The sequence below is a fragment of the Mesorhizobium sp. LSHC420B00 genome (assembly GCF_000503055.1).
Taxonomy (GTDB): domain Bacteria; phylum Pseudomonadota; class Alphaproteobacteria; order Rhizobiales; family Rhizobiaceae; genus Mesorhizobium.
In genome coordinates, this window is record NZ_AYVY01000019.1 from 110,866 (window position 1) to 133,315 (window position 22,450).

General features: G+C 63.0%; 24 protein-coding genes and 2 pseudogenes. 10 read left to right on the forward strand and 16 right to left on the reverse strand.

Translation table 11 applies throughout. The features are described from left to right. Positions 1-24 precede the first annotated feature (24 nt). Positions 25-1,230 carry a multidrug effflux MFS transporter gene (locus X760_RS62690; RefSeq protein WP_023720819.1) on the reverse strand — a complete coding sequence of 402 codons (1,206 nt, stop codon included), beginning with the start codon at positions 1,228-1,230 and terminating at the stop codon, positions 25-27. 168 nt (positions 1,231-1,398) lie between these two features. Between X760_RS62690 and X760_RS62695 the strand changes: the two genes are divergently transcribed. The 4 genes from X760_RS62695 to X760_RS62710 all read left to right on the forward strand — a co-directional run bounded on the left by X760_RS62695 (position 1,399) and on the right by X760_RS62710 (position 3,220). Then, positions 1,399-2,088 carry a TetR/AcrR family transcriptional regulator gene (locus X760_RS62695; protein WP_023720820.1) on the forward strand — a complete coding sequence of 230 codons (690 nt, stop codon included), beginning with the start codon at positions 1,399-1,401 and terminating at the stop codon, positions 2,086-2,088. A 134-nt stretch (positions 2,089-2,222) separates the two neighbouring features. Then, positions 2,223-2,759 (forward strand): SspB family protein, encoded by a 537-nt coding sequence (locus tag X760_RS62700; protein WP_023720821.1) that lies wholly within the window; start codon positions 2,223-2,225, stop codon positions 2,757-2,759. Between the two features lie 18 nt (positions 2,760-2,777). Next, a complete protein-coding gene (locus X760_RS62705) occupies positions 2,778-2,981 on the forward strand; it encodes a DUF4169 family protein (protein WP_023720822.1) in 204 nt (67 codons plus the stop codon). Between the two features lie 17 nt (positions 2,982-2,998). Further along, entirely contained in the window at positions 2,999-3,220 is a 222-nt protein-coding gene (locus tag X760_RS62710; RefSeq protein ID WP_023720823.1) for a ribbon-helix-helix domain-containing protein, read from the forward strand. A 3-nt stretch (positions 3,221-3,223) separates the two neighbouring features. Here X760_RS62710 and X760_RS75080 read toward each other — a convergent pair whose 3' ends face one another. Then, entirely contained in the window at positions 3,224-3,496 is a 273-nt protein-coding gene (locus tag X760_RS75080; protein ID WP_245278655.1) for a CBS domain-containing protein, read from the reverse strand. Between X760_RS75080 and X760_RS79160 the strand changes: the two genes are divergently transcribed. Beyond that, positions 3,380-3,625, forward strand: a complete 246-nt coding sequence (locus tag X760_RS79160; protein WP_023720825.1) for a winged helix DNA-binding protein — start codon at positions 3,380-3,382, stop codon at positions 3,623-3,625. The two genes, X760_RS75080 and X760_RS79160, sit on opposite strands and share 117 nt — an antisense overlap. An 11-nt stretch (positions 3,626-3,636) precedes the next feature. On the opposite strand, the gene X760_RS62720 is transcribed toward X760_RS79160, so the two are convergent. The 3 genes and pseudogenes from X760_RS62720 to X760_RS62730 all read right to left on the reverse strand — a co-directional run bounded on the left by X760_RS62720 (position 3,637) and on the right by X760_RS62730 (position 9,957). After that, the gene (locus tag X760_RS62720) at positions 3,637-7,791 is read right to left on the reverse strand and encodes an AsmA-like C-terminal region-containing protein (RefSeq protein WP_023720826.1); all 4,155 of its coding nucleotides are present in this window, start codon (positions 7,789-7,791) and stop codon (positions 3,637-3,639) included. Positions 7,792-7,919: 128 nt separating this feature from the next. Continuing rightward, positions 7,920-8,440 (reverse strand): annotated as a pseudogene (locus X760_RS62725) (hypothetical protein). 104 nt (positions 8,441-8,544) lie between these two features. Then, on the reverse strand, positions 8,545-9,957 hold the full coding sequence (locus tag X760_RS62730; RefSeq protein WP_023720827.1) for an FAD-linked oxidase C-terminal domain-containing protein: 1,413 nt from the start codon (positions 9,955-9,957) through the stop codon (positions 8,545-8,547). A gap of 119 nt (positions 9,958-10,076) precedes the next feature. On the opposite strand from X760_RS62730, the gene X760_RS62735 reads away from it, so the two are divergent. Further along, complete coding sequence (locus X760_RS62735) at positions 10,077-10,562, forward strand: thioesterase family protein (protein WP_023720828.1); 486 nt, start codon at positions 10,077-10,079, stop codon at positions 10,560-10,562. A 147-nt stretch (positions 10,563-10,709) separates the two neighbouring features. Further along, entirely contained in the window at positions 10,710-10,907 is a 198-nt protein-coding gene (locus X760_RS62740) for a hypothetical protein (protein WP_023676715.1), read from the forward strand. 226 nt (positions 10,908-11,133) lie between these two features. Here the strand turns inward: X760_RS62740 and X760_RS62745 are convergent, their stop codons facing one another. The 7 genes and pseudogenes from X760_RS62745 to ettA form a co-directional block, all read right to left on the reverse strand. Next, a complete protein-coding gene (locus X760_RS62745) occupies positions 11,134-11,751 on the reverse strand; it encodes an MOSC domain-containing protein (protein WP_023720829.1) in 618 nt (205 codons plus the stop codon). A gap of 141 nt (positions 11,752-11,892) precedes the next feature. Beyond that, positions 11,893-13,014, reverse strand: coding sequence for a beta-ketoacyl-ACP synthase III (locus X760_RS62750; RefSeq protein WP_023720830.1), 1,122 nt, complete (start codon positions 13,012-13,014; stop codon positions 11,893-11,895). A gap of 121 nt (positions 13,015-13,135) precedes the next feature. Beyond that, positions 13,136-13,474 carry a hypothetical protein gene (locus X760_RS62755; RefSeq protein ID WP_245278656.1) on the reverse strand — a complete coding sequence of 113 codons (339 nt, stop codon included), beginning with the start codon at positions 13,472-13,474 and terminating at the stop codon, positions 13,136-13,138. A 112-nt stretch (positions 13,475-13,586) separates the two neighbouring features. Next, on the reverse strand, positions 13,587-14,384 hold the full coding sequence (tam, locus tag X760_RS62760; protein WP_023720832.1) for a trans-aconitate 2-methyltransferase: 798 nt from the start codon (positions 14,382-14,384) through the stop codon (positions 13,587-13,589). Continuing rightward, positions 14,381-14,620 (reverse strand): annotated as a pseudogene (locus X760_RS75085) (type II toxin-antitoxin system RelE/ParE family toxin); the annotation flags it as partial. The pseudogene X760_RS75085 and the gene tam, both read right to left, overlap by 4 nt. A 20-nt stretch (positions 14,621-14,640) precedes the next feature. Then, positions 14,641-14,889, reverse strand: coding sequence for a DUF6290 family protein (locus X760_RS0138805; protein ID WP_023720833.1), 249 nt, complete (start codon positions 14,887-14,889; stop codon positions 14,641-14,643). Positions 14,890-14,948: 59 nt separating this feature from the next. Then, entirely contained in the window at positions 14,949-16,598 is a 1,650-nt protein-coding gene (gene ettA, locus X760_RS62765) for an energy-dependent translational throttle protein EttA (protein WP_023720834.1), read from the reverse strand. Between the two features lie 241 nt (positions 16,599-16,839). On the opposite strand from ettA, the gene X760_RS62770 reads away from it, so the two are divergent. Next, positions 16,840-18,135 carry a GGDEF domain-containing protein gene (locus tag X760_RS62770; protein ID WP_023720835.1) on the forward strand — a complete coding sequence of 432 codons (1,296 nt, stop codon included), beginning with the start codon at positions 16,840-16,842 and terminating at the stop codon, positions 18,133-18,135. A 28-nt stretch (positions 18,136-18,163) separates the two neighbouring features. Here the strand turns inward: X760_RS62770 and X760_RS62775 are convergent, their stop codons facing one another. Next, positions 18,164-18,466 (reverse strand): hypothetical protein, encoded by a 303-nt coding sequence (locus X760_RS62775; protein WP_156948159.1) that lies wholly within the window; start codon positions 18,464-18,466, stop codon positions 18,164-18,166. 29 nt (positions 18,467-18,495) lie between these two features. On the opposite strand from X760_RS62775, the gene X760_RS78905 reads away from it, so the two are divergent. Continuing rightward, positions 18,496-18,621, forward strand: coding sequence for a hypothetical protein (locus X760_RS78905; RefSeq protein ID WP_280940427.1), 126 nt, complete (start codon positions 18,496-18,498; stop codon positions 18,619-18,621). Positions 18,622-18,853: 232 nt separating this feature from the next. Here X760_RS78905 and X760_RS62780 read toward each other — a convergent pair whose 3' ends face one another. From X760_RS62780 to X760_RS62790, 3 genes are all read right to left on the reverse strand, one after another. After that, entirely contained in the window at positions 18,854-19,867 is a 1,014-nt protein-coding gene (locus X760_RS62780; RefSeq protein WP_023720838.1) for a ribonuclease, read from the reverse strand. 120 nt (positions 19,868-19,987) lie between these two features. Beyond that, complete coding sequence (locus X760_RS62785; protein ID WP_023720839.1) at positions 19,988-20,437, reverse strand: MarR family transcriptional regulator; 450 nt, start codon at positions 20,435-20,437, stop codon at positions 19,988-19,990. Then, positions 20,434-21,219: an alpha/beta hydrolase gene (locus X760_RS62790; RefSeq protein ID WP_023720840.1), complete on the reverse strand. Its 786-nt coding sequence runs from the start codon at positions 21,217-21,219 to the stop codon at positions 20,434-20,436. Before X760_RS62790 ends, X760_RS62785 begins: the two co-directional genes overlap by 4 nt. A 265-nt stretch (positions 21,220-21,484) precedes the next feature. Between X760_RS62790 and X760_RS62795 the strand changes: the two genes are divergently transcribed. Then, on the forward strand, positions 21,485-22,420 hold the full coding sequence (locus X760_RS62795; protein WP_023720841.1) for an alpha/beta hydrolase: 936 nt from the start codon (positions 21,485-21,487) through the stop codon (positions 22,418-22,420). Positions 22,421-22,450: the final 30 nt, after the last annotated feature.

The following is a 22,450-nucleotide window of genomic DNA, read 5'->3' on the forward strand; positions in this document are numbered from 1 at the left end:
CTTTTTTGTCTCGCTAGGAGAAGCTTACTCCGCCGGCGCTTCCGCAGCTTCGCGGCTGCGGCCGAGCGTTACCTTGGCCAGCGTGAAGGAGATCGCCGCGCAGAGCGTGATGCCCGCCACCATTGGCAGCGGCGTGCCGTCAAAGAACACGCCGGCGACACCCATGGCGACCGCGCCGATGGCGAAGTGCAGCGTGCCCATCAGCGCCGACGCCGTGCCGGCGATCTCACCATGCTCTTCCATGGCCAGCACCGACGTGGTCGGGATAACCAGGCCGAGGAAACCGTAGCCGACGAACAGCAGGGCCGCCATCACGTCGAGCCGGTCGACACCCGAGGCCATCACCGCGAACAACACCACCATCGTCGTCGCATAGCCGGTCACCGCGACGCGTACCACGCGCTGCAGCCCGAACCGCTCCGACAGCAACCCGGTCAGCTGCGACATGCCGATGAAGGCAACCGCATTGATCGAGAAGAACACGCTGTAGACCGAAGGCGACAGCCCGTAATGGTCGATCAGGATGAAGGACGAGCTCGACAGATAGACGAAGAAGCTCGCAATGCCGAAGCCGGCGATGGCCGTCAGGCCAAGGAAGTTGCGGTCGCCCATCAGGAAGCGGTAGCCGGAAAGTGCCGTCCCGAAGGACGACCCGGCGCGCTCCTCGACCGGCCGCGTCTCCTTGAGCGAGGTCGCCAGCAGGATGGTGGCGAGCACGGCCGCGCCCGTCACCGTCCAGAACACGGCGCGCCAGCCGAAATTCTCGATGATCTGGCTACCGGTCAGTGGCGCCAGGATCGGCGACACCGAAAACACCAGCATCAACAGCGACATCAACTTGGCGGCCTCGGTGCCGGTATGCAGATCGCGCACGATCGCGCGCGGCACGGCCATGCCGGCGCTGGCGCCGAGCCCTTGCAGGAAGCGGAAGGCGATCAGCCATTCGATCGAGGGAGCCAGCGCCGAGCCGACGCCGCCGACCATGAACAGCGCCAGGCCGCCGTAGAGCGGCAGCTTGCGGCCGACCATGTCGGAGATCGGTCCGACGACGATCTGGCCGAAGCCCATGGAAAGAAAGAAGATCAGCAGGCTCATTTGCACCGCGGCAGTGCCGGCATGCAGATCCTCGCCGATTGACGGAAGGGCCGGAAGATACATGTCGATGGCAAACGGGCCGATGGCGGACAATAGGCCGAGCACGACCGCAATGCGGAGGAATTTGGCGTTCATGATAGCAGGCTCTTTCGAATTCTGGTTGCCGCCGAGGACCGGCGTGTAACCCTAGGACGTTCCATCCCGTGGAGTTCCGACTCTTCTCCGGAACGAAACTCCCTTCGTGCAGGTCCACAAATTTAGACAGGCTTGTCTAATTCGTCAACCACCTCTATATAGTTTTGCATGAAGCTCAACGTTTCTCCTGACATTTTCCCGCCGCGGGGCCATGAAGCCAAGCGGATGTCGATTGTCGACGCCGCCGCCTCGGTCTTCTGCCGCGAAAGCTTCGCCGGTGCCAATATCGACATGATTGCCGCCGAGGCCGGCGTCTCGCGCCAGACCATCTACAATCATCACGGCGACAAGGAAAAACTCTTCATTGCCATCGTCCGCGACCTCACCGAACGTTGCAATGCCAGCATCTTTGCCACGATTTCCACTTTTCCCGATCAGCCGAAGGATCTCGAGGCCGATCTCATCGCCTTTGCTGTGCGGATGAACCACAACTGCATCTGCAACCGCGACGGCAAATTCCTGCGCAAGCTGATCCAGACCGAGGGCGGGCGCTATCCCGAGTTGTTCGCCGAATGGCGCGAAGAAGGACCGGGCAGGACATGGCCGGCGATCGCCGCCCGCTTCGCCCGCCTCGCTCATGCGGGCTTCCTTGATATCGACGATCCCGATGTCGCAGCGCGCCAGTTCATGGCGCTTGCCAATGCCGAGTTGCAGACGACGTTCATGCTCGGCGGTACACCGACCGAGGACGAGGTGGTGCAATCGGCGACAAATGGCGTGCGCACCTTCCTGCGCGCCTTCGGCAAGCGGCAGCATGTGGTCCGGGCAAGCAAACAGGGCGTGCTCGCCAGCGCTTGACGATCAAAGCCGTTTGGCGATCAAATCGTCGCCAACAGGCTTCGCTTCCGCACCCCGGCGATCTATATCCGGTTTACGCCGCGCTCAAGCTTGATTACAGCTATCAGGACGATTCAACGGAAGCCGACAGCCACATGGCCGACGACCACATCCGCTACGACATTCTGGCCCAGGAGGCGTTGCGCGGCGTCATGCGCAAGGTCCTGGCCGAGGTCGCGCGCACCGGTCTCCCAGGCAACCATCACTTCTTCATCACATTTCTCACCGGCGCGCCGGGCGTGCGCGTATCTTCGCGGCTGCGCGAACGCTATCCCGAACAGATGACCATCGTTATTCAGTTCCAATATTGGGACCTGAAGGTGAGCGACACCGGCTTCGAGGTCGGGCTGTCGTTTTCCGACGTGCCGGAGAAACTGGAAATCCCGTTCTCGGCCGTACGCGGCTTTTACGATCCGTCCGTCAACTTCGAGCTCGAATTCGACGTCAAGACGGATACCCCGGCTGAACAGGAGACAAAGGCCAAGCCTGCTCCCGAGCCGGTGGCCATCGTCGCCGAGAAAAAGCCTGAGACGAAGAAGAAAACCGCTGAGGCGGAAAAGAAGCCTGCCGCGGCCGACGCCGGCGCCAAGGGGGCCGACGTGGTGTCGCTCGACGCCTTCCGCAAGAAGTGACCCGACGGGCGGCGTGACATGGCCGAGATCGTCAATCTCCGTCAGGCACGCAAGCAGAAGGCGCGAGCCGAGAAGGAGCGCCTGGCCGAACAGAACCGGGCGCTGCATGGCCGTTCCAAAACCAGCCGGGATCGCGACCGCCTGATCGCCGACAAGGCCGACAAATTCGTCGCCAGTCATCGCCGGGAAAAATCGGGCGATTCGGACAAATCCGATGCTTGAAGTGTGAGGGCGGTCGCGTGAGCCCGGTCGAAAAGCGCTCGGTCACCATTCGCGGCCACCGCACCAGCTATTCGCTCGAAAAGCCTTTTTACGACGACCTGGTCGCCATCGCGGCCGCGCGAAAATTGACGCTCGCCGCGCTTGTCGCCGAAATCGACGAGAGCCGCCCGCGCGATGCGAACCTCTCCTCGGCGCTCAGGCTCTATGTGCTGGACTGGGCCAAGCGCCGCAAGTTGTAGCCTTCAGGCAACGCTATTTTGTTTCCTGCGCCGGATACGGAAGCCCAGCAAAGCCGAGCGGTCGCGTTCTTCGGCCTGCTTCTTCGATCTGACACGCATCAGGTCCTTCCAGCCGACATAGCCCACCAGCCGCGCATTTTCTCGCGTGACGACGGGCAAATGGGACACGTTCGCCATCAGCAGCTTGTCGGAGGGGCCCTCGAGATACTCATCCGGATAGGCAACCGTCTTTGCGAAGCCGGGCTCGTCGCGAGGGACCACTACGAGGAGGACCACCGCCGCGTGCTGCTGCGGCTGACCGACCGCGCCGACGACAGTCTCGCCGATCTGTCAGCCGCTCATCTCGACGAACTCGGGCGGATCGAGCCGATGCTGAAGCGCTTGCTTGCTGGACGCGGCGCATAAGGGATGCGCCGTCACCCGCCATTCAGCGATTTTAGCAGATCGTCGATCGACGAGGGATCGAACTTGAGCTTTGGCGGGGGCGGCACTGAGGGTGGCACGTTATTTGCGGCCGGTGGCGCACGTTCTGCTTTCTGCGCTTGCTCCGCCGCGGCCTTGCGTTCGGCGTCGAGCTTTGCCTTCTCTTCCGAGGCGATCCGCAACGCCTCTTCCGCCCTCTGGCGTTGCTGTTCTTCGGCCTGCGCTGCTTCCTCGGCAGCCTGTTGCGCCGCCTCGGCTTTGGCTTCGGCATCCGCTTTGGCCTTTGCAGCCGCCTCGGCTTTCGCCCTGGCCTCGGCTTCGGCCTTCGCCGCTGCATCCGCTTTCGCCTTGGCTACAGCCTGCGCCCTGGCCTCCGCTTCGGCTTGGGCCTGCGCCTCAGCTTCGGCCTTTGCCTTGGCGTCCGCTTCAGCCTTCGCCTTGGCTTCAGCCTGCGCCCTGGCCTCCGCTTCGGCTTGGGCCTGAGCCTCGGCTTCGGCCTGTGCCTTAGCGTCCGCTTCAGCCTTCGCCTTGGCTTCAGCCTGCGCCCTCGCCTCCGCTTCGGCTTGGGCCTGCGCCTCAGCTTCGGCCTTTGCCTTGGCGTCGGCCTCGGCCTTCAGCCGCGCTGCTTCCTGTTGCCTGCGCAGTTCCTCCGCCGCTCTTTCACGCTCGGTTTGCAGGGCAGCGTAGTAGCGCACCTCACGCCGCAGCCTTTGTTTCTCGAGCAGCGCGGCTTGCATGGCTTCGACCCGCTGCTGCTCCTTTTCCAGCGCACGCTGGGTCAGGAACTGTGCCAGTGGCTCGCTGTCGAACTGCCGTTTGATGGCGCCGAACGGACCGTCGACGCTGAAATTCAAAATTGGTTCGGAGCCGACCAGCGCCTCGTCGCCGGGTCGGTAGGCGATCTCGCCCTTGGCATCGACGGTGCTGGTATTCAGATCGGCGGTGATGTCGGCGGACAGCGTCGCGCCCGGGCTTTCGAATTTGACCGGTGGCGCCCTCAGCGTGCCGCCGGCGATGGTGAAGGCAATATCGGTGTCCTGCGCCGGAAAACTTCCCGCCGCGGCGATCTGCGGCACGAAGCCGGCAGTCTTCGACGCGTCGATATCGCGCCCTATCGCGTCGGCCTTGGCGATGAATGCGCCAAAGGCATCGGGATTGAAGCCGGCAATAGTCATGCCCTTCAGCGTCGCCGTGCCGGAACCGGACAGCGCCGCGACCATCGCGTCGACCGATTTGCCGCTGGTCGAAAGCGCCGTCGAGAAATCGCCGCTTCCGCTGAAACCGGCCTCCGGCAGCACGGCTGCCAGATCGGAGCCGGCGAGTTTCATCTGACCGGAGAAAAGCCCGGTGCCGTCATTGTTCTTGAGCTCGAACAGGCCACTCAACTCGCCGCCGAGGAATTTTGCCTTGAGGTCGGAAACACGAATGCCCTCCTGGTCGAGCTGCAGCGAAAGCGCAGCGTCATAGGCGGTGGCAAGCGGGCCGGCGGCAAGCGACGCCGCCGTCAGATCGAGATCGGCGGTAAATGGCAAACTGGATTTCTGGCTGAACGGTGCCGTCGGCCAGGCCCCGTCATTGACGAGGAAGGCCTGGTCGCCGAACAGCATCATCGCCATCGGATCGAGGTCCAGCTCGTCCAGCGACAGCGCGCCGGCAAGATGCGGCAGCCCCTCCTTGACGTCGATATTTACGTCACCGGAAACCGCCGCTTCGTTGACGGCGCCGTTGAGGCCGCTCAGCACCAAAAGACCATTGCCGTAGTCGGCATCGGCAGCAAGCGACGTCGACATGCCGGTCCCCATGCCAGGCAGGCCGACGCCGGTCGTCATCAGCCATGGCTCGATGTCGGCCGTTTCCAGGCTGACCTTGCCCTTGGCGGCCGCGCCCTGAGGCGTGTCGGCAACTGTCCCGTCGAAACCAGCTTTGAAGTCGTTGCCGGCCAGGCTGAAGCGTGTCGCCAGGCCGCCGCCAAGTGTGCCTTTGGCCGAGACGTCGGTGGTCGCCTCGCCGAGCATGCCGAGTGGCAGCGCCGGCAACCCGTAAAGCGCCAGAAGTGCGGTGGCGTCGGCGTTCCGGGCATTGAAGGTCAACGTCACCGGCGCTTCGAGGGGCCGGTCGAGCGCCCCTTTGCCGGACAGCGACGCCGAAAAGGCCGAACCACCGGCCCTGCCCTGTGCGCTCATTGCCAGTCCAGTCGTACCGTCGCCATTGTCTGCGGCACTCGTGACGGCGTCGATACGCGCATCCTGGAACAGCTCCGGATAGGCAGCGGCGCGCGCCGCCAGCCCCTTCAGCACCGCATTGTCCGGATAATGCCGGACGGCGACGTCGATCAGCGGCTTGAGGTCGACGGCGACCACCGAGGCGTCGAGCTTGCCGGTCGGGCTCGCTGGGAAGTCCTTGATCCGGCCGGTGGCGCTGATAGAGGCGCCGGCAAGTCCGCCGACCGACAGGCGGTCGATCTCAAGCAGCCCGTCGCGCAATCTAAGCGCGGTGTCGACGCTATCGGCGGTCAACCCACCTGCGCTGACCGGCCCGGCCTTGATCTGGAAATCGAGGTCGCGGTCGGAAAAGCGGTTGGCGCCCTTGTCGCTGACGAAGATCGAGGCGAAGGCGGCGAGCCCATCGACGTCGAGTTCGCCACCTTCCAGTTGCATCAGCACCGATGGCCTTGTGTCTTCGGGCTGGGTGGAATCGATGCGGCCGGAGAACTTCGCCTTGCCGAGGATGAGTTCGAGATCGCTGAAGGCCTGGTGTTTTTCACTCAAATCTACTTTTGCCTTGAAGCCAGCGGCCGGCAAGCGGCGGATCGCCTCGTCGACGTCCTTCGACAGCCAGGCGGCAAAGCCGGAGGGCTGCGCCACGGCCAGAAGCAGCGATCCGGTGAATCCAAAATGATCCTCGACGCTGACCATGCCATTGGCTTCCAGCTTGGCGCGGCCGGGCAGCGTGGCGGCCAGCGATTTTACCGCCCAGCCGCCCTCGGCCGGTTCGGCGGACAGATGCACGTCGCGAATCGTCGTGTCGCCTGCCACCACCGCCGGCAGTTTCACCTCGACCGTGCCCGGTATGGTCGGCTTCGGCAGATCGAGCAGCGCCTGCTCCAGCGCCGCCACCCGCTCGGACAGCGTCAATCCGGCACTGGCCGCCGCCCCCACTGCCTCGTCGAACTGCACCTGCGCGCCATTGGCCTCGATCGAGAAATGCGGCTTCAGCCCAAGGTCGACCGCAGCCTTGCCATCGGCGGTGTAGGGATTGTCGAGCGGTCCGGTCTCGAAGCGGAATTCGTCGACGCCGAGCTCCTGGTGGTCGAGCGAAAACTTGCCGTTCAGCCTGAACCCCGGATCCGGCTTGCCGGCGCTGACTTTCACTGCCTCGCCGTCGGTGCCGCGCAACTGCGCTACAGTCTGGTCTGCGCCCGATATCTTGAACTGGCCCGAATAGACCGCGGCGCCCTCGACGAGGCCCACATTGCCGTCGGTCTCGATGACCAGCGGATAGTCATCCGGACCGGCTTTGAGCCTGAGCCGCATTTGCCCGTCCGGTTCAGCCTTGCCGGTGGAAGCGGCGATCGTGGTCCGCAACCCGTCCAGCAACAGGGAGCCGTCCATCCGCCAGGGGCCGCCCAGCGACTTGGCCGAGATCGTCGAGTTGATCTCGGAAATAAGATGGCTACGGCCGCCGGCGGCGTGGCTGAGCGCGATCTGTCCTTCCGTCACCGTCAGCTTCTCGATGGAGATCTGGCCGGGATCGAACGGCGAGGACGGCCGTATCGTCCAGTCGACCGTGCCGTTGGCGGCGATGTCGATCGTCGCCTTCGGCCGCACCAGGCGCATGTCGAAGATCAGCACCTCGCCGCGCAGGAATGGCGCGAGTTCTGCATCCATCGAAAAGGTTTCGACGGTCATCGCCGGCTGGCCGTTGGGGCCACCGGCGACGGCGACGTTGGAAAAGGTCACCGAGGGAAACGGCAGCAGCCTTGCCGTTGCATCGCCTCGCACGGTCACCTTGCGGCCAAGAACGGCGCTCGCCTCGCGTTCGAAATCGGCGCGATAACCCGTCCAGTCGACAAAGTACGGCACCACCAGCGCCGCACACAGCACCAGCACGAGAAGCCCACCGAAGATCACGAACAGGCGTGCGAGCATGAACTCCGAAGCGGTTGATTGAAAATCAGCCGCACTCTACCCGCATCAGCGTGTCGATAAAGAGGCAATTCCCGCCAGACAGGCGTCCAGGGCAAAAGTCCAGGGCAAAAGAAGGCGGCCAAGAAAACTCAGCGCGCGTCGCGCTTTGCCTGCGCCACCTTTGCCGCCTGCCGCTGCCGGCCGAGTTCCATCGGCCGGATCAGATTCTCGGGCCGCCGGCTCACGATCGCGCGCATGCCTTTGTGCGCGGTGCGCGTGTTGAACTCGGGACCGTCTGCCGCAGCGCCCTGCTTCATGGACAGCGCCTTGCGTGCATTCTCGACCAGCGAAACACGCGCTGCCAACTGGCGGCGGCGTTCGGCCTCGCCATTGAGCCGCCGGATGGTCATCGCCAGAACCGCCAGCTTCAACTGCGAACCTTCATCGGCCTTCGAGGCGCCGGCGCCCTTTGGCGCACCCTTGCCGCGCATTCGCGGCGGCGGCGATGCGCCTCGGTCTGGGCCTTGTCGCGCCGCTCCCTTAGGAGCTTGACCAGGCTGGCGAGTTCGGCGTCGGCAAGATGCTGCACTGCTGGATGGTGCGACTTCTCGACGAGAGCATGTTCGTCGGCGCTCAGCGCCCGAGCCTCTTCCTTGCGTGAAATCGCCATGACACCATTCCTCCGTCTGTGACGCCTGCCTGCCTCTCAGGTCCTTGGAGTCTCGATCCAAATGGTGGTGCGGTCAAGCCAGGGACCATCTGGATCTTCTTCCACTATTCGGCCGGCAATATCTTGCCCGGGTTCATGATATTCAGCGGGTCGAGCGCCTGCTTGATCGTGCGCATGATGTCGACGCCATGGCCGAGCTCATGCCGCAGGAAGCCGATCTTGCCCTGCCCTATGCCATGCTCACCAGTGCAGGTGCCGTCCATGGCGATGGCGCGCATATTGAGCCGCGCCACGAATTTTTCCGCCAATGCGATCTCCTTCGGGTCGTCCACGTCCATCAGCACCAATACATGGAAATTGCCGTCGCCGGCATGGCCGACGATCGGTGCGATCAGGCCCATCTCGGCGATATCCGCCTCGGTCTCGGTGACACATTCGGCAAAGCGCGAGATCGGCACGCAGACATCGGTCGACAGGCCCTTGGCGCCCGGCCGCAGCGTCAGCGATGACCAGTAGGCATCGTGCCTGGCTTTCCACAATTTTGTCCGCTCTTCGGCGATGCTGGTCCACAGGAACGGGCCGCCGCCATTTTCCTCGGCGATCATGCCGAAAGTCTCGGCCTGTTCGGCGACGCTGGCATCGCTGCCGTGGAACTCGACGAACAGGCAGGGGCTCTCCGGATAGTCGAGCTTCGAATAGGTCTTCATCGCTCGCATCTGCAGCGCATTGACCAATTCGATGCGCGCCACCGGAATGCCCATCTGGATGGTCGCGATCACCGCGTTGCAGGCCGCCTCGACGCTGGGAAACGGGCAGACGCCGCCCGAAATCGCCTGCGGAATGCCCTGCAGCTTCAAGGTCAGCTGGGTGATGATGCCAAGCGTACCTTCCGAGCCGATCAGCAGCCGCGTCAGATCATAGCCGGCCGAGCTTTTCTTGGCGCGCTTTCCGGTCGTAACCGCTTCGCCGTCGGCCATCACCGCCGTCAGTGACAGGACGTTGTCGCGCATCGTGCCGTAGCGCACGGCGTTGGTGCCCGACGCCCGTGTCGCCGCCATGCCGCCGAGCGAAGCGTTGGCGCCCGGGTCGATCGGAAAGAACAGGCCGGTGTCGCGCAGATGCCGGTTGAGGTCCTCGCGCGTCACGCCGGGCTCGACGGTGCAATCGAGGTCCTGCGGATTGACTGCAACGATACGGTTCATGCGTGACGTATCGAGCGAGATGCCGCCGCCCGGCGCATTGGTATGGCCTTCCAGCGAAGAGCCGACGCCAAAGGCGATCACCGGCACGCGATGTGCAGCGCACGCACGCACGATCTCCTGCACCTCCTCCGTCGTCTCGGCAAAGGCGACACCGTCCGGCGCCTGCGTCGGGATATAGGTCGTGGTGTGCGCGTGCTGGGCGCGGATCGCCTGGCCGGTCTGGAAGCGCTCGCCGAGCCGCTGCTTGAGGATGCCGAGCACGGCGGCAATGCCTTCCTCGTTGCGTTCGACCGGGTTGAGGTCGCTTAGAGCCATCGATTCCTCCGCGAATGGACCAGCGTCCACCCTTGTTCTGCATCTAGGGATGCGTAGTCTCACCGACCACGCTCTGTCCAGTCCACGCTCATCCCGGCATGACGAGAAGGAAGTTTCCGATGCCCATCCCCGCCCCTTTCGTCTCTCGCGCCATGGACATCGAGAAGGCCTGGATCGACTACAACGGCCATCTCAACATGGCCTATTACAACGTGCTGTTCGACCGTTGCTCCGACGAAGCCTTCGAGATGATGGGAATGGGGATGGACTATGTAAGGGAACGGCGGCTGACCATCTACACCGCGGAAGTCCATGTCTGCTACGTCCAGGAGCTGCATCTCGACCACAAGGTCACGGTCTCGTTCCAACTCCTCGACCATGACGACAAGCGGCTGAGGGCCTATCAGGAAATCCGCCATGTCGACGGCTGGCTTGCCGCCACGTCTGAAACGCTGTCGCTGCATGTCGACATGGCTGGCCCGAAGGTGGCGCCCTTCCCCGCCGACGTCCTTGCCAATGTGGAAGCGATGCGCGCCGCCCATGCCGCCCTGCCGATGCCGGAGCGCGCCGGCCGCTCGATCGGTATTCGTCGTAAGCCGGCTTGAACCGCAACCCAACCGCCGTTAACCTTACCGAGGTTTTAACGTGAACAAGCCGAATTGAGACGTTGAACGACTCAGCGCGGCGTTGGAAAACCATCCGCATCGAATTGCGATACGGGCGGCGGAGCAGCAGCGGTTCGGGGAACGTGCATGAAAACCGACATCAAGGTCGAGGCGGACAGGCTGGCGGCTGACCCACGCATCACCGACTATGATTTCTGGCGCTCGCTGAAGAACCTCAACAACGAGATCTTCCACATTGCCAACAACAACGAGCCTATTCCCTTCGCCATGATCCGCTGGCGCGCCATCCTGAAGCAGGCGCGGATGAAACGCGGCCACGCCTGAAACTGTTATGATAACACCGAGCTTGCGGCACAAGAAGACAGCGTTGCTTACGACAACGAATGGTCGCCAGGCAGCAAGCCACCGAATTCCGGCATCTATCGTTGCAAGAATTGCGGTGACGAAATTGCGGCGAACAAAGAAAACGGCCAAACAAGGCGATGGATTGGAAGCTGTTTCAGCAGCCAACTACAAACAGACAATCCCTGATCCTCTAAGATTTTAGTCTTCAGGCCCGGTAAATCCACTGTTCTGGCACGCGCACCGAAATCTCCTCGCCGGCCGTGATCGTGCCGGGCTTCTCGACCCAGGCGACGAGGCCGCGCAAACGCTTCGCCGCTTTCGCGAACAGCAGCGCGCCGGCCTCGTGATCGGCCATCCCGGCATTTTCGGCGACCGATCGCCCGGCGATGCGGCAAGGCCCGTTCTGCGCGTCGATCTTGACAGTCGCGCCGCCTTTGAAGAACAGCAGCGCGCCGGACGGCAGCATCGAGAGGTGCGGCAGGCCTTCGATTAGGAGATTGGCGCCGATCCATTCCGGCTTGATCTCGGCGATGCCCATCCGTTCGGCGACGGTGGTCAGTTCGTCCGCCGCCACGATCGACAATTGCCGCTCGTTGCGCATCTCGGTGCCACGCGGATACCAGGGTTCCCGTCCGCCGGAGCGCCGCGTCGTGCCAGCGTGGAAATCGCCTTCAATGCCGTCGAAGCCAAGCTGCAAGGTGTCGATGGCTCGTGTCTCGAAATGATCGAACGGCGCGAGATAAAGCGCGGCCACCTTGGCGGTGAGCTTTCGCGCCGGCACGATCTCGACCGGATTTTCGGCCTCGGGGAAAAGATCCGGCATGGGTTCGTTCCTCGCGTGATACGCGCAATTAGCCTCGGTAGCTCATCGGGTCCAGTCGAAAGCGCTGATGCTCCGATCAAGCGGACTGATGTGACTATGCCCGGCGGGGTTCCGATGCTGGTTCCGTTCGCGCCGAAATGGTCAGAGCATGCGCAATAGCGCGCCGCCGATCGAGTAGCCGGCGCCGAAGGCGCAGAGCAGGCCGTAGTCGCCGGCCTTCATATCGGCATGGTTCTCCGACAAGGCGATGATGGCACCCGCGGCGGCAGTATTACCGAGGCGCTCCAGCACCATCGGCGCGCGGTCATGGTCGACGTCATGGCCGAACGACAATTTCAGGATCATGGCATTCATCCGCGCATTCGCCTGATGCAGCCAGAAGCGCCGGATCGCTTGCGGCGTCAGCCCGTGTTCGGCCAGGAATTCGACGATGAACTTGTGGCCGGCAACGGTGACTTCCTTGAACACCTTGTTGCCGATCTGCTTGATCAGATTGCCTTCCAGATCGATCATGTACGGATCGTCCTGGGTGGCGCGGGTATAATAACCGAGATTGGTGCGGATGCTGTTCGACATCTGCGTCCAGGCACGCGTGTCGAGCACCTCGAAACGCCCCGGCCGCTTCTCGCCTTGGGCGAGCCCTTCGACGATCATCGACACGGACGCGTCGCCGAAGATGAAATGCGTCTGCCGGTCGCGAAAATTGAGGTGGCCCGTGATGATCTCCGGCGTCGTCACCAGTACGCGTTTATGCGCCCCTGCCCGCACCAGATTGACCGCAATGTGCAATGCGGCCGCCGCCGAAGAGCAGCCAAGCCCCATGTCGAAGCCGGCGCCTCTCGTGCCCAGCGCCTGCTGCATTTCGATGGCGATAGCCGGATAGGGCCGCTGATGGTGCGAGGCCGAGCAGATCACCAGGTCGATGTCCCCAGGCTTCAGCCCGGCATGATCGAGCGCCTTGCTGGCCGAGGCGATGCCGAACTCGGCCTCCAGCGACAGCGCATCGTCGGGCCGCGCCGGGAAGCGCGGCGCCATGCGGGTCGGGTCGAGGATGCCTTCCCGTTCGATGACATGGCGGGTCTGGACGCCCGAGGCGTGGACGATGAAGGCACTGTCCGATTTCTGCAGCAGCGGCTCGCCCGAGACCTCGCGCCGGACGTTCTCCATGTCCACCCAAGTGTTGAAGCTGGCGACGAGCTCCTCATTGGTGATCGACGCTTCGGGGATTTCAACGCCGATGCCGCTGATGATGACGCGATGCATTTCCAGTTCGTCCCGTGCGCAGGCGTTGCGGCTTCATGTCGACGCCGCAAAAGCTCGGCGCAACCTCTTTTTGCACCTAGCCAGTTTATGCCGGCTTAAATCAAGTCCCTGGAACGGGTCTTTACCAGGCGCAGAGCTTGGTATTGGTCTGCGGGTTGTTCCAGCAGGCACCGTCATCATTGCTGCGCACGAATTGCCCGGGCAGCGGCACGTTGCGGCGGCCGAGATTGACATAGCCGTAGGCAAAACCCGGTCCGTCGATCTCCAGGACGTAAGTCGGATAGCCCGGCGCCGAGATGCGAAAGCTGCCGGCATCGTCCAGCGCCCGATAGCTGCAGGAGAAATAGCCGTCGTCGCTGGTGAAGCAGCGCGCTCGCTTGGCCTGCGCCGATATCGAGAAGGCGAGCACCGCGGCCGCACAAATGCTGCCGCCAAAAATGAGCGTTTTCAGTGTCATCATCCACCCCCCATGGCCCATGAGGGCCGTTATCCCTGCCCCAGCGAGATGCGCATGACGGCGAAAGCCGGTCAAGCATCCGCCATGCACTGTTTTTGGGTGTAGCTAAGAGTTTCTAATTAGAACGCCGCGCCACGATGAAGACACGGGGAAAGCGCAGCAACACCTTGCCGCTTGCCGTTTTCGGATAGGCTTCGGCGATCCTGGCCGTGTAGCGCTTCAGGAAAAGCTGCCGCTCGTCTTCGTCGAGCGGATCGAGGAACGGCTTCAGCCCCGTCGACTTCACCCATTCGACGATCGCCTCGGCATCGGCCAGCGGATGGTTGTAGATCGTGTGCCAGATATCGAGCCGATCCGAGAATGGCGACAAAAGGTCGTAATAGAACGCGACAGGCGGCAGCGGCGCGCGGGCCGCACGCTCGAACTTTTCAGTGAACGGCATCTCGGCCGCAGTCTCCCGCATCAGCCGGTGCGAAGGCTCGCCCATATTGTCCGGCATCTGCACGGCAAGCGCGCCGCCGGGCGCCAAAAATCCTATCAGCCGCTGGAAGACAGCCGGATGCTCCGGTAGCCACTGAAACACTGCATTGGCGAAGATCACGTCGACCGGTTCGGCCGGCTGCCACGTCGCCGCGTCCGCCAAGGCAAAGGTGACGCCGGGCAGGCGCGCCTTCGCCTTCTCGATCATGTCGGGCGAGGTATCGAAGCCGCTGATCTGTGCCTGCGGCCAGCGCTCGACCAGCAATTCGGTCGAATTGCCCGGCCCACAGCCAATGTCCACCACCCGGCGCGGTTCCGGCACTGGCACCTGCGCTAGGAGGTCGCGCGCCGGCCGCGTGCGCTCATCCTCGAATTTCAGGTAGAGTGCGGCGGACCAGTCGGGTTTTGCCTTTGCCGCTATGCTGTTATTCATCGATAGATCTCGCGACGGTTGCCTATCTCCACGATCAGCACGACGAGCCGGCTGTCCTGAAACTGGGCAATGATTCTGTAGTCGCCGACGCGAAACCGCCAAGCTTCCTTGGTCCCAGTCAGCCGTTTGGCGAGTGCTCTTGGATTGGGGTGCGCAGAAACTCTTTGATACAGGAATTCTAGGACACGGCGCTGGTCCTTCGGTGAAAGCCCTTCAATGTCTTTTTCGGCTCGCCGCGTAAACTCGACCTACCAACTCATTCAGCGGCAGGTTTCTTGTGCCGCTCCTCGACTTCGCGAAGTTCAAGCTTCCGGATCACCTCTTCCAACGGAATGCGTACGCCGTCGTCATCCCTCAGGCGTTCCTCCGCAATCCTGGCATCCTGCCAATCCTCAATGGTTTCGAGGATCGCTTCAACTGCGACCTGATCGATCGTACGGCCGCTGGCCTTGGCAATATCGGCCAGCAGCTTCTCGGCTTTTTGCGGTAATTTGACCGTGATCATGGGCAACTCCATCCGATCAATTTAGGCCAAACGACGATCGCCCGCAACGGATCGAGACTCTACCTCGTCAGCCGCTTATACGTCATCCTGTGCGGATTGACCGCATCGGGCCCAAGCCGGCGGATCTTGTCCTGCTCGTAATCCTCGAAATTGCCTTCGAACCATTCGACATGGCTGTCACCTTCGAAGGCGAGGATGTGCGTCGCCAGGCGATCGAGGAACATGCGATCGTGCGAGATGATGACGGCGCAGCCGGCGAAGCTCTCGAGCGCGTCTTCAAGTGCCGCAAGTGTTTCGGTATCGAGATCGTTGGTCGGTTCGTCGAGCAGCAGCACATTGCCGCCGGTCTTCAGCATCTTGGCCAGATGCACGCGGTTGCGCTGGCCGCCGGACAGGTTGCCGACCTTCTGCTGCTGATCGCCGCCGCGGAAATTGAACGACGCGCAATAGGCGCGGGTGTTGGCTTCGAACTTGCCGAGCTTGACCACTTCGGCGCCACCCGAGATCTCTTCCCAGACCGTCTTGGTCGGGTCGAGTGCGTCGCGGCTCTGGTCGACATAACCGAGCTTGACCGTCTCGCCGACGCGGATGGTGCCGGCATCGGGCTTTTCCTGGCCGGTGATCATGCGGAAAAGCGTCGTCTTGCCCGCGCCGTTCGGGCCGATGACGCCGACGATGCCGCCGGGCGGCAGCTTGAATTCGAGATCGTCAATCAAAAGCGTGTCGCCAAAGCCCTTCGACAGGTCCTCGACCTCGATCACCACATTGCCGAGCCGCTCGCCATGCGGAATGACGATCTGCGTATCGCTCGGACGCCGCTTGTCGGCCGCATCCAGCAGATCCTGGAACGCCTGGATACGGGCCTTCGACTTGGTCTGCCGGGCTTTCGGGCTGGACTGGATCCACTCGCGCTCGCGGCCGATCGCCCGCTGGCGCGCATCGTCCTCGCGGCCTTCCTGCTTGAGCCGCTTGGCCTTGGCTTCGAGATATTTGGTGTAGTTGCCTTCGTACGGGATACCGCGGCCGCGATCGAGCTCGAGGATCCAGCCGGTGACATTGTCGAGGAAGTAGCGGTCGTGGGTGATGATCATCACCGCGCCCGGATAGGCGCGCAGATGCTTTTCCAGCCACGCCGTCGTCTCGGCGTCGAGATGGTTGGTCGGCTCGTCGAGCAGCAGAAGGTCGGGCTGGCGCAGCAAGAGCTGGCAGAGCGCGACGCGACGGCGTTCGCCGCCCGACAGCTTGGTGACATCGGCCTCCTTGGGCGGGCAGCCGAGTGCCTCCATCGCCATCTCGACCTGCTGCTCGAGATCCCACAGATTGAGCCGGTCCATCTCGTCTTGCAGCTTGGCCGACTCGTCCGCCGTCTCGTCGGAATAGTTCATCATCAATTCGTTGTAGCGCTCGATGATCGCGGTCTTGGCGGCAACGCCTTCCATGACGTTTTCGAACACATTCTTGTTCGGATCGAGCGCCGGCTCCTGCGCCAGGTAACCGACGGTAGCACCCTCGGCCAGCCAGGCCTCGCCGCTCCACTCCTTGTCGATGCCGGCCATGATCTTGAGAATCGTCGACTTGCCGGCGCCGTTGGGACCGAGGATGCCAATCTTGGCGTCCGGGTAGAAGGACAGATGGATGTTCTCGAGCACCTTCTTGGTGCCGTAGGCCTTGTTGAGGCCGGCCATGTGATAGATGAACTGGCGTGCCACGCGCGCTTTCCCTGAAAAGTCGACTGATGTCGGATTGAATGGAAGTTGGGGGCTATGTAAGCGATGCGGCCCCGAACGGCAAACAGTTTTGGCCCCAGGCGGATTTGGTCGCATCGTAATCGCTTAGCCGCTTCATTTCGTGCCGGCGCCCGGGCGAAAGCTCGGGTTAACCATTCCGCGTCAAAACAGTGTTGGATGGGAAATCGCTGGCAGCCGCGATTTCGGGGAGAGAGATCGGGCCGTGCTGAACAGTTTCCTGCTTTTTGCCGAAGCGGTTCTCTATTTCGGCATCATGGTCACGCTTTTCCGGTTCAGGGGCCGCATCGGCCTCGGCGTCTTTGTCTGCACGCTTGGCGTTATGCATTTCCTGGAAACCTACCTCGCCAGCGTCTTCTACGTCGCGCTGCCGTTCGGCATGGTGTCGCCGGGTTCGGCTGTGCTGTTTTCCGGCAAGCTGGTCATGCTTCTCCTGCTCTACATCAAAGAGGACGCGGCAACCGTCCGCCAGCCCATCTACGGCCTGCTGCTCGGCAATGCCCTGATGATCGGGCTCGTGCTGATCCTGCGCTTGCACGACATCGCACCGCTGCCCGACGGCAAGCTTCCCGACATCGGCTTCATCGACGAGATGGGCTGGCTGATGGTGTGGGGCACTTCGCTGCTGTTCGTCGACGCCATCCTGATCATCCTGCTCTATGAAAAGCTCGGCAAATATCTGCGCAAGGCGCTTTTCACCCGCATCCTGGTCTCCGTCGCGTGCGTGCTCACCTTCGACCAGGCAGGCTTTTTCACGGCGCTGCATTTCGTCACCGGTGCGCCGGTCGCGGTGTTTTTCGGCGGCTGGTTCGCCAAGATGGCAGCTTCCTTGGTCTACAGCACCATGCTGGTCGCCTACATCAGATGGTTCGAGGCGCGGCAGGTGCCGGCGCCGCGCGGGCTTTCCGACATTTTCGACACGCTGACCTATCGCGAGCGCTATGAGGCCCTGGTCGAGCACGTCGGTCGCGACGGCCTCACCGGCCTACTGCACAGGGGTCGCTTCGACAGCGATGGCGAGGCCTCCGTGGCAACCAGCCTACGGACCGCCAAGCCGCTCAGCCTGCTGATCATCGATGTCGACCACTTCAAATCGATCAATGACCGCTTCGGCCACGCCGAGGGCGACAAGGTGCTGAAAGCCCTGGCGATTTTGCTTGGCGAACTTGTCGGGACCGACGATCAATTGTTCAGGATCGGCGGTGAGGAATTCGCCATCCTCTGCTGGCGTCCACAGCCGCTCGCCAGACTGCTGGGCGAAACCGTCAGGCAAGCGGTCAAGACGTCTGCGAGCACCAGCCGGTTCGACATCACCGTCAGCGCCGGCATCTCGACGGTCAGCGAGACGACCCGTTGCCTTGCCGATCTCTTTGCGCTGGCCGACCAGCGTCTCTACAAGGCCAAATCGACCGGACGCGATCGTGTTGTCGGCGAACCGGGTGGCAACGAAGCAGACGGGCGCAACACATGGACCAGGCCGGAGCGCAGCGCCGGCGCGTAACGCTCACTCTGGTCTCGGATTGGCGCAATCAGGATTGTTTGCGCCGCTGCCATGCGCCGATCGCAACCGAAACCGCCATCAACCCGATCGCCAGCCATTTCATTGCCGCGATGACCGGGCCGGCATCGATGTCGTAGGCGATGAACAGAAGAATGCCCGGCACCAGCAGGCCGCAAAGCACGAGCGTGATCCGGTTGATCTGCCATGACACTTTTGCCGCAAGCATCTGGTCGCCGGGCACGGCGACAAGCGCGGCCCGCATTGCCTTCGGCGCGACCAGCGCGGTCGAGAGACGCAGCGAAATCGGCAAGCCGATGCCGATGATCAGCAAGGCGCATGCCAACCAGGAGCAGCGAAAACTTGAGCGCACTGGTTTCGGCCGGTACCGGGAACAGCAGCGTCGCCAGCGGCAGGAAGACACAGAAGATACCGAGCGAAGCGATGGCGATGAAGATCGCCGCGTTGACCAGCGTGAACAATTGGTAGGTGCCGCCGCCGATCGGTTTGGCCAGCGTGGTCATGCGCGCCCACTCCACTTCGGTGTAGGAAAAGCCCGGCCATTCCATATGGCCGTCTCGGATCGCCGTCATGCCCCTGGCCCAGAACGCCAGCCGCGCCAGCGCCCCGTCCGTCATGCCACTCATCGCCACCCCCTACGAATGTGTGCCTTCAAGACCATACCACCCCCGGCGCAAGGCGACAGTCGCGTTCGGCCTGTTTACTGGAACCCGACGGCGTCGACGGTACCCTTCGGACAACCCACCTTGGCTGTCGGTGCCGAGGCAAGCAGCAGCGCACCGAGCGAAGAGTTCGAAGCGATCGGGCCGGCCAGGCCGAGCGTCAGCTCGTCGATCAGCCCCCTGCCGCTCGAAGGATCGACCACGCAGGATACGCGGACCCGCTCGCCCGCGCCTTTGCCGAAGGCGCTGTCGAAGGTGCTGCGGATCTGATCGGACGTCAGCTGCTTGCCGACGTTCCTGGTGAAGAGATCGCGCACCGGCGACGCGTTCACCGCTTGCATCAGGTTCAAAGCGTCGGAGAAATACTCCTGCTGGCTCTTGCCGTAGCAGGTGCCGTGCTTGATCCATTCATGCCTTTCGAGGGCGGATGCGGTGCCCGGCATCACCTGGTCGAGTTCCGATCGCGTATTCGGGTCCAGCGTGACCGGCGGCAAATCCCGCCAATGTGCCGGATCGTCGTTCGCCTTGTCGCTTGCCGCGACCTGGCAATAGAAATTTCCATTCGGTTGCGGCCACAGCCCATGCAAGGTGAAGTGGGTCGCGTCGAAACCGGCGGCGGTCTGCGCCCGGCATTCGGTCTTGCTGGATTTGGTCTCACAGAAAGCCGGCTGCCAGCTCAGCGCGAAGACATATTCCGGCTTTCCGGACGCCGATGGCTTGTTCGGCTCGGCAGGCGCCGGTGCAGCCGGTATCGTCGACGCGCTGCCGCCCGAAACGTGACCGCAGGTGATCTTAACCCAGCGGCGCTCCGGATCAGCGCCCGGAACGCGGATGAGATAGTGCGTGGGCGCGTCCTTGTTGCCGGCCAGCAGATCGTAACTCTGGCCAGCCGCGGTCGAGACGTTGCCGGGATTCTTGCCGCTCTTGATCGCCTGCGTTGCCGGACAGGCGGCATCGGCGACGAAAGAGCCGGTCATCTTCACATCGGCCCGCGCCGCGCTTGCGCCAGCAAACGCAAGAAACACCGCCCCCCATATCGCCCAAATCCGCATTCCGGCACTCCTCGTGATTCACGCCGCAAGCTAGAAACTTGCGACATGTCAGAATTACGATTTCTTTCGTCGGCCGTAAAAACAATCGCCAGCGCATTGAGACGGTTCCCGTGTGGTCGATCAGGCTCCGCCCGCCTCCACCCGTTCTGTCAAGGTGCGCAGCAGATCAAGCGAGGCTTTTAGCGCGTCGGCGTCCATACCCTCCGAAACGCGGTTCGCCCAAACATGCTGGCGTGTGCCGATATTCTTGACCGCTGCCCGGCCGGCATCGGTTATCGACAACAGCTTGGCGCGGCGATGCGCTGGGTTGTCGGCATAGGCGGCAAGCCCCTCCGCAGCCAGTATGTCGGCCAGCCGCTGTACGCTCTGACGGGCGAGACCCATGTCGCGGGCGACGTCGGCCACGGATTTCGGCTCCTTCAAAACCGCACCCAAAACCTGCCAGCGCGCTGCCGTCAGCCCGGTTGGAGCGGCCAGCCGGTCGGCCGCATCCAGAAAACTGCCGTTCATCCTGAACACGGCAAGCACGAGTTCCGTGAACACATTTGCCGCTTCGGTCCTGGTCGTCATTTCTGGCCGGCCTCGATGGTCGCGACGAAATTATTAACGGCTTCGGCTACGACCTCGGGCTTGTCAAGCATCACCCAATGGCCGCTGCCCGCCACGATCTGGCGCGGAATGTCCGTGCGCAGCCGGTAGAGCGCGGCTGGAGTGTCACTGGCCTCGGTAGCCAATACGAACATAGGCCCGCGATACGCATTGAGTGCCGGCTCCGGGTTCCATTCGGCCAGTGCCTTGCCGACACCTGCCCTCGCCGCCGGATCGACCACTGCCACATCGGCCAGAACACGCTGGCGAACAGCCGCGTTAGGGCCGGCAATCGACGTGTAATAGGCGTTCAGGACATCGCGGCCTTGCGGACCGGCCAGATCGCGGACAAAGCCGTCGCGAATCGCCTGCGGCAGCGCACGAGGATTGGTCGCCGGGTCGACGAGCAAGACACCTGCGACCCGGTCGGCATGGCTGGCGGCATAAGCGAGCGCCACACCACCGCCGCCGCTGTGCGCGACAATGAGAAACCGCTTCAGGCCAAACGCGTCGGCCACGGCACCGACATCCATTGCACGGCCGTCATAGCCATAGTCACCGTCCTGCGCCGGCGCGGAGGCGCCATGGCCGCGAAAATCGAAGGCTACCGCCTCGCGGCCTTCGACGGAGAGCTGCATCACCCGGTCCCAGTGGGAAGCGCGGCTGCAATCTCCATGCAGGAACAGGATCGGCAGGCCATTGCCGGCGTTGATCCTATAAGTGGCAAGCTGGCCTTGCGGGCCTGGAACGGTGGACGTCATCATGGGTCATCTCCCTGGTTTCCTGACTGAACGCAGCAATCCCTGGCAACAGGGTGGCCGTCGTGAAGGCGAAGCCCGCCAGCAAGATTGCACGCCGCGAAATGGCCCCGGTGGTTTTCATAGTCATACCCCCAATCTGCTGGCCAATTGACAGTATGCTGTCATGTAATCATATTGACAGCATACTGTCAACTAGCGTCGAATGGGTACCCTACGTCTCTTGACGTCGATCGCTGCGTCGCCCAACAGTCGCCGACGGGAGCGAGACATGCCATTTGACAAGCAGAGGATGCTGGCATCGCCGACCGGCGCCGAGCTCAACCTTTATGTGAAACACGCCACAGGCCAGCCGCGCGCCATTGTCCAGATCAATCACGGGTTGGCCGAGCACGCGGCGCGCTATGCCCGCTTCGCCGATTTCCTCGGCGCGCGCGGCTACCAGGTCTACGCGCACGACCACCGTGGCCACGGCGTCACCAAGGCGCCCGACGCGCCACCTGGCAGGTTCGCCGATGCGGATGGAAGTGCCAAGGTCATCGCCGATGTCGCTGCCGTCCATGATCTGATCGCCAGGGAACAGCCCGGCCTGCCGGTCATCGCCTTCGGTCACTCCTTGGGCGCGTCGGTCGCGCTGAACTTTGTCCTCCGCAACTCGGCGCGCATCCATGCCGCCGCGATCTGGAACGGCAATTTCTCTGCCGGACTGCTCGGCCAAATCGCGCTGGGCATGCTTGCCTCGGAAAAGTTCCGGCTTGGCTCAGACGTGCCGTCGCGCATGCTGCCCCGGCTGACGTTCCGGGCTTGGGGCAAGGCAGTGCCCGATCGCCGGACGCCCTTCGACTGGCTGTCGCGCGATGCCGCCGAAGTCGAGAAATACATCGCCGACCCGCTCTGCGGCTGGGACGCATCGGTGTCGATGTGGCAGGACATCGTCAAGATGACGCTGCATTGCGGCCGCGACCGCAATTTTTCCGGCGTGCGGCGCGACCTGTTCGTCAATCTGGTCGGAGGCGAGCAGGATCCGGCCTCGGACGGCGGCAAGGCGGTCAGCCATCTTGCCGTCCGGATGCACATGATGGGTTTTTCGAATCTCGTTTCAAAGGTTTACGCCGAAACCCGCCACGAAAGCCTGAACGAGATCAACCGAGACATCATAATGGAGGATTTTGCCGCCTGGGCCGACCGCGTGCTGAGGGTGCCGTAACGGTTGGCCCATCGCAAGGGCCGTGACAGC

What these genes read in the sequence shown, in the direction of transcription:
- X760_RS62690 (WP_023720819.1), bottom strand. Translation starts at nt 1,230, where the DNA reads ATGAACGCCAAATTCCTCCGCATTGCGGTCGTGCTCGGCCTATTGTCC.
- X760_RS62695 (WP_023720820.1), top strand. Translation starts at nt 1,399, where the DNA reads ATGAAGCTCAACGTTTCTCCTGACATTTTCCCGCCGCGGGGCCATGAA.
- X760_RS62700 (WP_023720821.1), top strand. Translation starts at nt 2,223, where the DNA reads ATGGCCGACGACCACATCCGCTACGACATTCTGGCCCAGGAGGCGTTG.
- X760_RS62705 (WP_023720822.1), top strand. Translation starts at nt 2,778, where the DNA reads ATGGCCGAGATCGTCAATCTCCGTCAGGCACGCAAGCAGAAGGCGCGA.
- X760_RS79160 (WP_023720825.1), top strand. Translation starts at nt 3,380, where the DNA reads ATGGGACACGTTCGCCATCAGCAGCTTGTCGGAGGGGCCCTCGAGATA.
- X760_RS62720 (WP_023720826.1), bottom strand. Translation starts at nt 7,791, where the DNA reads ATGCTCGCACGCCTGTTCGTGATCTTCGGTGGGCTTCTCGTGCTGGTG.
- X760_RS62730 (WP_023720827.1), bottom strand. Translation starts at nt 9,957, where the DNA reads ATGGCTCTAAGCGACCTCAACCCGGTCGAACGCAACGAGGAAGGCATT.
- X760_RS62735 (WP_023720828.1), top strand. Translation starts at nt 10,077, where the DNA reads ATGCCCATCCCCGCCCCTTTCGTCTCTCGCGCCATGGACATCGAGAAG.
- X760_RS62740 (WP_023676715.1), top strand. Translation starts at nt 10,710, where the DNA reads ATGAAAACCGACATCAAGGTCGAGGCGGACAGGCTGGCGGCTGACCCA.
- X760_RS62745 (WP_023720829.1), bottom strand. Translation starts at nt 11,751, where the DNA reads ATGCCGGATCTTTTCCCCGAGGCCGAAAATCCGGTCGAGATCGTGCCG.
- X760_RS62750 (WP_023720830.1), bottom strand. Translation starts at nt 13,014, where the DNA reads ATGCATCGCGTCATCATCAGCGGCATCGGCGTTGAAATCCCCGAAGCG.
- X760_RS62755 (WP_245278656.1), bottom strand. Translation starts at nt 13,474, where the DNA reads ATGATGACACTGAAAACGCTCATTTTTGGCGGCAGCATTTGTGCGGCC.
- tam (WP_023720832.1), bottom strand. Translation starts at nt 14,384, where the DNA reads ATGAATAACAGCATAGCGGCAAAGGCAAAACCCGACTGGTCCGCCGCA.
- X760_RS0138805 (WP_023720833.1), bottom strand. Translation starts at nt 14,889, where the DNA reads ATGATCACGGTCAAATTACCGCAAAAAGCCGAGAAGCTGCTGGCCGAT.
- X760_RS62780 (WP_023720838.1), bottom strand. Translation starts at nt 19,867, where the DNA reads ATGCGGATTTGGGCGATATGGGGGGCGGTGTTTCTTGCGTTTGCTGGC.
- X760_RS62785 (WP_023720839.1), bottom strand. Translation starts at nt 20,437, where the DNA reads ATGACGACCAGGACCGAAGCGGCAAATGTGTTCACGGAACTCGTGCTT.
- X760_RS62790 (WP_023720840.1), bottom strand. Translation starts at nt 21,219, where the DNA reads ATGATGACGTCCACCGTTCCAGGCCCGCAAGGCCAGCTTGCCACTTAT.
- X760_RS62795 (WP_023720841.1), top strand. Translation starts at nt 21,485, where the DNA reads ATGCCATTTGACAAGCAGAGGATGCTGGCATCGCCGACCGGCGCCGAG.